The sequence below is a fragment of the Streptomyces niveiscabiei genome (assembly GCF_001419795.1).
Taxonomy (GTDB): domain Bacteria; phylum Actinomycetota; class Actinomycetes; order Streptomycetales; family Streptomycetaceae; genus Streptomyces; species Streptomyces niveiscabiei.
Window position 1 is genome coordinate 1 of sequence record NZ_LIRL01000168.1, and the last position, 8,385, is coordinate 8,385.

An 8,385-nucleotide genomic window follows, 5' to 3' on the forward strand; every position below is an offset into this window, starting at 1 on the left:
GGCCGGGTGGGCAGAGGCGGGCGGAGTCCGGTTAACTTCGGCGAAACAAATGGGTCACGCCCGAGAAATCACCCGTCCCTAGGGTCGGGACGAGCGTGTGCCACCGCACTGGCCGCACGAACGAACTACCACCCCGGCTCGGGAAACAGCCGGGAGTAGGAGGAGCTGGATGTCCCAGAACGCCGACGACATCAAGAAGCTGATCACGGACGAGCAGGTCAAGTTCGTCGATGTCCGCTTCTGCGACCTGCCGGGCGTCATGCAGCACTTCACGGTGCCCGTCGATGCGTTCGACCCGGACGAGGAGCTGGCGTTCGACGGCTCGTCGATCCGTGGCTTCCAGGCGATCCACGAGTCGGACATGGCGCTGCGCGCGGACCTCGACACGGCGAAGATCGACCCGTTCCGCCGCGACAAGACGCTGAACCTCAACTTCTTCATCCACGACCCGATCACGGGCGAGCAGTACTCCCGCGACCCGCGCAACGTGGCGAAGAAGGCCGAGGCGTACCTCGCGTCGACCGGTATCGCGGACACCGCGTACTTCGGTCCCGAGGCCGAGTTCTACGTCTTCGACTCGGTGCGCTTCCAGACCTCCGCGAACGAGAGCTTCTACCACATCGACTCCGAGGCGGGCGCCTGGAACACCGGTGCGGTCGAGAACAACCGGGGTTACAAGGTCCGCTACAAGGGCGGCTACTTCCCGGTCGCGCCGGTCGACCACTTCGCCGACCTGCGCGCCGAGATCTCCCTGGAGCTGGAGAAGTCCGGCCTCAAGGTCGAGCGCCAGCACCACGAGGTGGGCACCGCCGGCCAGGCGGAGATCAACTACAAGTTCAACACGCTGCTCGCCGCGGCCGACGACCTCCAGCTCTTCAAGTACATCGTGAAGAACGTGGCCTGGCGCAACGGCAAGACCGCGACCTTCATGCCGAAGCCGATCTTCGGCGACAACGGCTCGGGCATGCACGTCCACCAGTCGCTGTGGTCGGGCGGCGACCCGCTGTTCTACGACGAGGCCGGGTACGCGGGCCTCTCGGACACCGCCCGCTACTACATCGGCGGCATCCTCAAGCACGCGCCGTCGCTGCTGGCGTTCACCAACCCGACGGTGAACTCCTACCACCGCCTGGTCCCGGGCTTCGAGGCGCCGATCAACCTGGTGTACTCGCAGCGCAACCGCTCCGCCGCGATGCGTATCCCGATCACGGGCTCCAACCCGAAGGCCAAGCGCGTCGAGTTCCGCGCGCCCGACTCCTCCGGCAACCCGTACCTCGCCTTCTCCGCCCTGCTGCTCGCGGGCCTCGACGGCATCAAGAACAAGATCGAGCCGGCCGAGCCGATCGACAAGGACCTCTACGAGCTGGCCCCCGAGGAGCACGCGGGCGTCGCCCAGGTCCCGACCTCCCTGAACGCCGTCCTCGACGCCCTTGAGTCGGACCACGAGTTCCTCCTCGCCGGCGACGTCTTCACGTCCGACCTGATCGAGACGTGGATCGACTTCAAGCGCACGAACGAGATCGCCCCCCTCCAGCTGCGCCCGCACCCGCACGAGTTCGAGCTGTACTACGACGTGTGATCGAACCGTGAGCCGTCCGGCGCCCTCGTCCCGTTCTCCGGGGCGGGGGCGCCGTCGTATCGTGAGAGGTATGGCTGACAAGGGCGAACCGGGCGACGAGGAGCGGGAGTTCGATCTTCGGTGGGCTGAGGGGGCCGCGCACAAGGAGCCGTCGGCGCGGGCGCGGATGCTGGCGGCGAAGTGGCGGGAGGAGCCGCCGGAGGCGGTGCCGTTCCGGGGGGAGCCGGTGGGGCGTCGGAGGCGGTTGCGGGTGCCGGTGGTGCGGCGGGGGCCCTGGACGTCGGTCGCTCTGGTGTTCGGGAGTATCGCCGTCGCGATTCTGGCGTTGGGGTACAGCGGGTATCAGGGGTTCTGAGGTTCTGAGGGGGCGGCTTCGGAGCTTTTGCCTGGACGGGGGTTGTTCAGGGACTGTTCATGGGGCGGTCACGAGCACACTGGGCAGTGGGGCGAGTGCCTGACTGCGGGGTGATGCGGATGCGGAGCCGTTTTCGGAGCGACCGGCAGCTGACCGTGCGGATGACGGTCACGATGTTCCTGCTGGGGCTGCTGTACGTGGGGTTCGTCGCTGCCCTGATCGTGCTGCTGAAGTCGTGGGTGCTGGTCGTGGTGGTCGTGGCCGCGATGCTGGGCGCCCAGTTCTGGTTCTCGGACCGGATCGCGCTGTTCGCGATGCGGGGGCGGGTGGTGGAGCGGGAGGAGTATCCCGAGCTGCACGCCGTCGTGGACCGGCTGTGCGCGCTCGCCGACATGCCGAAGCCCGTCGTCGCCGTGTCCGAGATGGACATGCCGAACGCGTTCGCGACGGGGCGCAACCCGGACAATGCGGTGGTGTGTGTGACGACGGGGCTGCTGCGGCGGCTGGAGCCGGCCGAGCTGGAGGGCGTGCTCGCGCACGAGCTGTCGCACGTGGCGCACAAGGACGTCGCGGTGATCACGATCGCCTCGTTCCTGGGGGTGCTGGCGGGGCTGATCGTGCGGTTCGCGCTGTACTCGCAGATGTTCGGCGGGCGGGACCGCAAGGACCAGAACACCCTCGCCGTGTTCGCCGCCGTGCTGGGTGTCTCGATGGCCGTGTACGCGCTGAGCTTCCTGCTGATCCGCGCGCTGTCCCGGTACCGGGAACTCGCCGCCGACCGGGCCGCAGCCCTGCTGACCGGCCGTCCCTCGGCGCTCGCGGCGGCGCTCACGAAGGTGGACGGCGACATCGCGCGCATCCCCTCGAAGGACCTGCGGACGGCGCAGGCGTTCAGCGCGTTCTACTTCACCCCGGCGCTGGGCTCGGAGCCGGGGCTCGCCCGGTACTTCTCGACGCACCCGAGCCTGGACCAGCGGCTGGAGCAACTGGGCCGGATCTCCGCCGAGTTGGGCGAACCACTGGGAAAGACGGACTGATGGGGCTGCTGGACATCCTGCTGGGCCGGACCAAGCCGGTCGCACCCGACCTGGACCAGCTCTTCGCGCTGCCCTCGGCGGCGGTCACCCTGGAGGCGGCGGCCGGGCTCACCCCGACCGGCGTCGGCGCGGTGTGCTTCGCGACGGTCGAGGGCTCGGCGTTCGACCAGACCCACCGGGAGGTGCGGGCGCTGCTGGACGCGGACACGGACCGTACGGGGCCGCCGGTCGAGCTGACGCGCGACACGTACGGCTACTCCTGGCTCGTCTCGCGCCGCTCCCCCGACGACCTCGCCGCGCTCGTCAACGACCTGCACGCGGTGAACAGTTCGATGGAGGTCAACGGGTTCGGGCCGCAACTCCTGTGCTCCCTCGCGGGGTTCACGGACGCGGACGGGCGCGGGCTCGCGCTGGTGTACCTCTACAAGCGGGGCACGTTCTATCCGTTCGCCCCGCTGGGGAACGCCCAACGCCGGGACAACGCACTGGAGTTGCGGGTCAAGGCGGCTCTCACGAACGACCTGCGGATCGAGCAGGACCTCAGCCGGTGGTTCCCGGTGTGGGGCGCGCCGGGTCTGTGAGGAGCGTCCCCCGCACCGCCTCCTCCGTCCGCGCCACCACCGCCGTGCCGTCCTCGGCGGTGATGATGGGCCGCTGGATCAGCTTCGGGTGCGCGGCGAGGGCGGCGATCCAGCGGGCGCGGGACACCTCGTCGCGCGGCCACTCCTTCAGGCCCAGGTCCTTCGCGGCGGCCTCCTGCGTGCGGACGATGTCCCACGGTTCGAGGCCGAGGCGCCCGAGGACCTCCTCGATCTCGGCCTCGCTCGGGACGTCCTCCAGGTAGCGGCGGACGGTGTAGTCCGCGCCTTCCGCGTCGAGGATCGTGAGGGCGCTGCGGCACTTGGAACAGGCGGGGTTGATCCAGATCTCCATGGGTCCCACGGTACGTGAGTGAGGTGCCGGGAGAGCCCTCAAACGGCCTTTGATCAGGGGCTTTTGTCAGTGGCGGGGAGTAGAATAGAAGCAGTGTTCGAGGGTGTCGCCGGGGGGTTTCGACACATCCCCGGCGGCGTCCTGACAACGGGAGGTTCGCCTGTGTCCGCTGTCCTGTTCGATCTGCCGTACGCCCCGGTCGAGAAGCACCCGCTGCCCGCCGGGCGTCCGCGTGAGTGGTACATCTCGCACAACCGCCGCCTCAAGGCCATGCGCCTCGCCATCGCCCTCCTCGACGCGGGGGTGTTCGTCCCGAACCAGGCCCGCAACGAGAAGATCCGCTCCACGGCCGAGCGGATCGGCATCCACCCGCCGTCGGACACGACGTGCCACATGGTGCGGGCGCTGATGCGGTACTCGCGGTGAACTGAGCGCCGGACGCCACCAGTTGGCGTCCGGCCCTGTCACGCGTACGTCGCCAGCAGGCCGCGTACGTACGTCTCCAGCCGCTCCCCCAGCAGTTCGGGGGTCAGGTCGGTGCGGCCCGACTCCCGCCAGGGGCCCGCGAGTTTGGTCGCGTCGCCTGCGTAGTGGAGGCAGTCCAGGAGGCGCCAGTAGAGGTGGTCGGCGTCGGGGGCCAACGGGCGTCCGCCGTGGGCCTCGTAGCGTTCCCGGAAGCCGAGTCCCGCCTCGGGACCGTGCAGGAGGGCGAGGGCCGTCGAGCAGTGGGCCACGTCCAGGTCGGCCGGTCCCCAGGACGTCTCCACCCAGTCGACGACCCCGGTGACCCGGCCGTCGTGGAAGAGGACGTTGCCGGGGTGGAAGTCGCGGTGGAGGAAGCAGGGTTCGTACGCGGGGGGTTCGCGGCGGATGAGGTCCACCGCGCGGGTCCACAGGTCGCCTCGGGGGGTCCGGACGCGGTCCGCCGACGTCCATGCCTGGTAGTCGCGGGGGCGTTCGGCGGGGTCCACGGCGTGGATGCGTGCGAGGAGCGCCGCGAGTTGGTCGAGACGGTGCTCCAAGTCGTCCTCGTCGAAGCGGACTTGACCCGGGAGGGCGGTCATCGCGAGGGAGGGGTGGTCGCAGTGGGTGGCGTCGGGGTCCACGGCGATGAGGTCCGCCGCCGGGATGCCGTCCTCCTTCGCGAGGAGGGTGAGGATGTCGGCCTCGCGCTGGAGGAGGCCGGGGGCGTGTCTGCGGAAGAAGGGCTTCACGAAGCTGCGGAGGACGACGTGCGAGGTGTCGTCCAGCGTCACGCGGCGCATCTGTGAACTCCAGCCGCCCTTCAGGGGGTTGTCGGCGACCCGGGCCCGGCCGGTCCGCTCGGCCAGCCACTCCCAGGTCGCCGTCCAGCCCCTGTCGGTGAGGCCGGTGAGGAGGCCGGTCACCAACTCCTTTCTCGCGTCGGCGTGATCCCGGTACCAGAGGCCCAACTGATGCTCCGCGCCGGCCAGTTCGACCCTGGTGTACTGGGCCCGAACCGTCAGCGCGTCCTCGATCGCCTCCGTCACCTCCGGCGGGATCACCTCGTCCGTCTCCGGTACGAGGAGCAGCGCGCGGCCGGTGAACCCCCGCAGGACGTCCAGCGCGGCCGAACGCCGCCAGGCGTCCGGCGTCCGGATGATCTCCGTGAACCTGCCGGCGCCCTCGCCGAAGGGCTCGGTCCAGGCTTCGGGGGCGTATACGGCGGGGGCGGCCAGGGCTATCGCCGTGACGCGGTCGCCGTAGTGGGCGGTGAGGTCGGCTACGGTCTGTCCGCTCATGCTGAAACCGGCGAGGATCAGGGGGAGTTCGGCGGGGACGTACGCGCCGATGACGGCGACCGCCTGCTCGAACCGGCGCTCAAGGCTCAACTCCCCGAGGTGTCCGGTGCTTTCGCCGTGGCCGGTGAAGTCGAGGGCGAGGGCCTGGACGCCGTGCGCGGTGAACTCGTCGGCCAGCGGGAGGAGTCGGGCCTTGCTGCCGCGTCCCGCGCCGTGCAGGAGGACGGCGGCGGCCGGTGCGCCGGCCGGGCCGCCGTACACCCCGCTGAGGACCTCGCCGCCGTGGTCGTACCCGAAGGAAGTCAGCTCTGGCATGGGTCCATTGATACATGCGCGCGGTGGGGGAACACGGAGAGGAGAAGGAGGAGATCCGTCATGGGAATCATCGCGCTGGGCGCGATCGCCGTACTGGTCGTGCTCGGGTTCGGGAATCATCTGTGGTGGCTGGTCGCGGGGGCGTTGTACCTGTTCCTGAGCCGGCCGTCGAAGTCCGAGGAGGAGGGCGGCGCGGGTACGGCCCGGCCGACGACGTACCAGGCGTACCGGGCCCGGCGGGACCGGCAGGCGCGGTGGGAGCGGAGGTACCGGCGGGAGCGGGCGCGGCGGTGGATCTAGCGGTGGCCCGCGGGTGCCGTGAATCCTGTCACAGAACACCCAGGTAACACGGGGTTCACACTCGGGCAATGGGCGGGAAACCGCCTGTTGACAGGGTGCCGGTATTCGACGTGGCGCCCCAGTGCCGTAGCGCCGCTGCACCCGCAAGTGCGCCAAGACATACCCCCGAAGGATGTGGCCCCGTGACCTTCAAGGCTGAGTACATCTGGATCGACGGCACCGAGCCGACGGCCAAGCTGCGTTCCAAGACGAAGATCGTCACGGACGCGTTCGGCGGGCTCGAGTCGCTGCCGATCTGGGGCTTCGACGGGTCGTCCACGAACCAGGCCGAGGGTCACGCGTCGGACCGTGTGCTGAAGCCGGTCTTCACCTGTCCGGACCCGATCCGCGGCGGCGACGACATCCTCGTCCTGTGCGAGGTCCTCGACATCGACATGACGCCGCACTCGTCCAACACGCGTGCCGCGCTCGTCGAGGTCGAGACGCGGTTCGCCGCGCAGGAGCCGATCTTCGGGATCGAGCAGGAGTACACGTTCTTCAAGGACGGCTACCCCCTCGGCTTCCCCAAGGGCGGCTTCCCGGCCCCCCAGGGCGGCTACTACTGCGGTGTCGGCGCGGACGAGATCTTCGGCCGTGACGTCGTCGAGGCGCACCTCGCGAACTGCCTCGCCGCCGGCCTCGGGATCTCCGGCATCAACGCCGAAGTCATGCCGGGCCAGTGGGAGTTCCAGGTCGGCCCGCTCTCCCCGAGCGTCGTCGCCGACCAGCTGTGGATCGCGCGGTGGCTGCTCTACCGTACGGCCGAGGACTTCGGCGTCTCCGCGACGCTCGACCCGAAGCCGGTGAAGGGCGACTGGAACGGCGCGGGCGCGCACACGAACTTCTCCACGAAGGCGATGCGCGAGACGTACGCGGCGATCATCACCGCCGCCGAGTCCCTCGGCGAGGGCTCCAAGCCGCTGGACCACGTCAAGAACTACGGCGCGGGCATCGACGACCGCCTCACGGGCCTGCACGAGACGGCCCCGTGGAACGAGTACTCCTACGGCGTCTCCGACCGCGGCGCCTCCGTCCGCATCCCGTGGCAGGTCGAGAAGGACGGCAAGGGCTACATCGAGGACCGCCGTCCCAACGCGAACGTCGACCCGTACGTGGTGACCCGCCTCCTCGTGGACACGTGCTGCTCCGCGCTGGAGAAGGCCGGGCAGGTCTGATCGCGCTGCGATTCCTGAAGGGCGCCCCTGTCGAGGGGCGCCCTTTCTCGTCCCGGGGGCGTCCAATCCGTGAGAGGAGGGTCCTTCAAGTGGGCGGGGTCTGCTTCAATGTGGGTATGGCCAGCTTCCAGAAGTGCGATGCGACGGGTCGCCATGACCTTGAGCCGTTCTGGCCCTCCCGTCAGCATCACGACTTCGATCGGGTGTGTTGTCGCGCGGTGAACGCGCCGGCCCTCTAAAGCCGTACATCCCGGTCTTCGGCCGACGCGAACAGGTACGTCCTCCTGACGAACTTCTCGCGCGAAAGAGCTGACGTCTCATGGCCAACACCCGTTCTCTGAGTTCCCTGTCCTCTCCGTCCCCTTCCCGGCATCGGCTGCGTGCCGTCGATCGGGACGAGGTCGTGGAGATCTCCGACTTCCTTCCGCCGGGGGCCACTTGGCTGCCCGCGCCGCAGCACACGCTGCCCTCGCTGCCCGGTCAGCCGCCCATGGTCGGGTACCTGGTTCTCGTCCCCGCGGATCAGCAGCCGCCGTTCCTGCCGGTGGCTGTGCCGGAGCCCGAGCGGGACGATGCCGACGCGCTCGTCCGGGTCGACTCCGTCCAGCGGACCGCCTCCGTCGACGGGGTCGAACTCGATCTGACGTACCTGGAGTTCGAGTTGCTCGCGCATCTCGTGGCTCATCCGCATCGGGTGCATACGCGGGATCAGCTCGTCACCACGGTGTGGGGGTACGGGCATGTCGGGGACGGGCGGACCGTCGATGTGCATGTGGCGCGGCTGCGGCGGAAGTTGGGGGTGCATCGGCAGGCTATTCAGACGGTTCGGAGGGTGGGGTACAAGTACGCTCCGCCGGTTGGGCGTTGAGGGGCGCCTAAGGGGGTGGCG

Annotated in this window: 10 protein-coding genes; 8 read left to right on the forward strand and 2 right to left on the reverse strand. The window is 69.4% G+C overall.

Annotated elements, in window-relative coordinates:
- Window positions 1–169 precede the first annotated feature (169 nt).
- The 4 genes from glnA to pspAB all read left to right on the forward strand — a co-directional run bounded on the left by glnA (window position 170) and on the right by pspAB (window position 3,552).
- On the forward strand, window positions 170–1,579 hold the full coding sequence (gene glnA / locus AOK24_RS09220; protein ID WP_055719563.1) for a type I glutamate--ammonia ligase: 1,410 nt from the start codon (window positions 170–172) through the stop codon (window positions 1,577–1,579).
- Between the two features lie 70 nt (window positions 1,580–1,649).
- The gene (locus AOK24_RS09225; protein WP_055719564.1) at window positions 1,650–1,934 is read left to right on the forward strand and encodes an SCO2583/SCO2584 N-terminal domain-containing protein; all 285 of its coding nucleotides are present in this window, start codon (window positions 1,650–1,652) and stop codon (window positions 1,932–1,934) included.
- A gap of 119 nt (window positions 1,935–2,053) precedes the next feature.
- Window positions 2,054–2,971 (forward strand): zinc metalloprotease HtpX, encoded by a 918-nt coding sequence (gene htpX, locus AOK24_RS09230; RefSeq protein WP_055719565.1) that lies wholly within the window; start codon window positions 2,054–2,056, stop codon window positions 2,969–2,971.
- Window positions 2,971–3,552, forward strand: coding sequence for a PspA-associated protein PspAB (gene pspAB / locus AOK24_RS09235; RefSeq protein ID WP_055719566.1), 582 nt, complete (start codon window positions 2,971–2,973; stop codon window positions 3,550–3,552). Before htpX ends, pspAB begins: the two co-directional genes overlap by 1 nt.
- Here pspAB and AOK24_RS09240 read toward each other — a convergent pair.
- Window positions 3,512–3,904: an arsenate reductase family protein gene (locus tag AOK24_RS09240; protein ID WP_055719567.1), complete on the reverse strand. Its 393-nt coding sequence runs from the start codon at window positions 3,902–3,904 to the stop codon at window positions 3,512–3,514. The genes pspAB and AOK24_RS09240 overlap by 41 nt on opposite strands.
- Window positions 3,905–4,066: 162 nt before the next feature.
- On the opposite strand from AOK24_RS09240, the gene AOK24_RS09245 reads away from it, so the two are divergent.
- A complete protein-coding gene (locus tag AOK24_RS09245; protein WP_193555032.1) occupies window positions 4,067–4,330 on the forward strand; it encodes a hypothetical protein in 264 nt (87 codons plus the stop codon).
- A gap of 38 nt (window positions 4,331–4,368) precedes the next feature.
- On the opposite strand, the gene AOK24_RS09250 is transcribed toward AOK24_RS09245, so the two are convergent.
- On the reverse strand, window positions 4,369–5,982 hold the full coding sequence (locus tag AOK24_RS09250) for a phosphotransferase (protein ID WP_055719568.1): 1,614 nt from the start codon (window positions 5,980–5,982) through the stop codon (window positions 4,369–4,371).
- Between the two features lie 60 nt (window positions 5,983–6,042).
- Between AOK24_RS09250 and AOK24_RS09255 the strand changes: the two genes are divergently transcribed.
- The 3 genes from AOK24_RS09255 (at window position 6,043) to AOK24_RS09265 (ending at window position 8,364) form a co-directional block, all read left to right on the forward strand.
- Window positions 6,043–6,282, forward strand: a complete 240-nt coding sequence (locus AOK24_RS09255; protein WP_055719569.1) for a hypothetical protein — start codon at window positions 6,043–6,045, stop codon at window positions 6,280–6,282.
- A 182-nt stretch (window positions 6,283–6,464) separates the two neighbouring features.
- Window positions 6,465–7,496, forward strand: coding sequence for a glutamine synthetase (glnII, locus tag AOK24_RS09260; RefSeq protein ID WP_055719570.1), 1,032 nt, complete (start codon window positions 6,465–6,467; stop codon window positions 7,494–7,496).
- Window positions 7,497–7,815: 319 nt separating this feature from the next.
- Window positions 7,816–8,364, forward strand: a complete 549-nt coding sequence (locus tag AOK24_RS09265) for a winged helix-turn-helix domain-containing protein (RefSeq protein WP_055719571.1) — start codon at window positions 7,816–7,818, stop codon at window positions 8,362–8,364.
- Window positions 8,365–8,385: the final 21 nt, after the last annotated feature.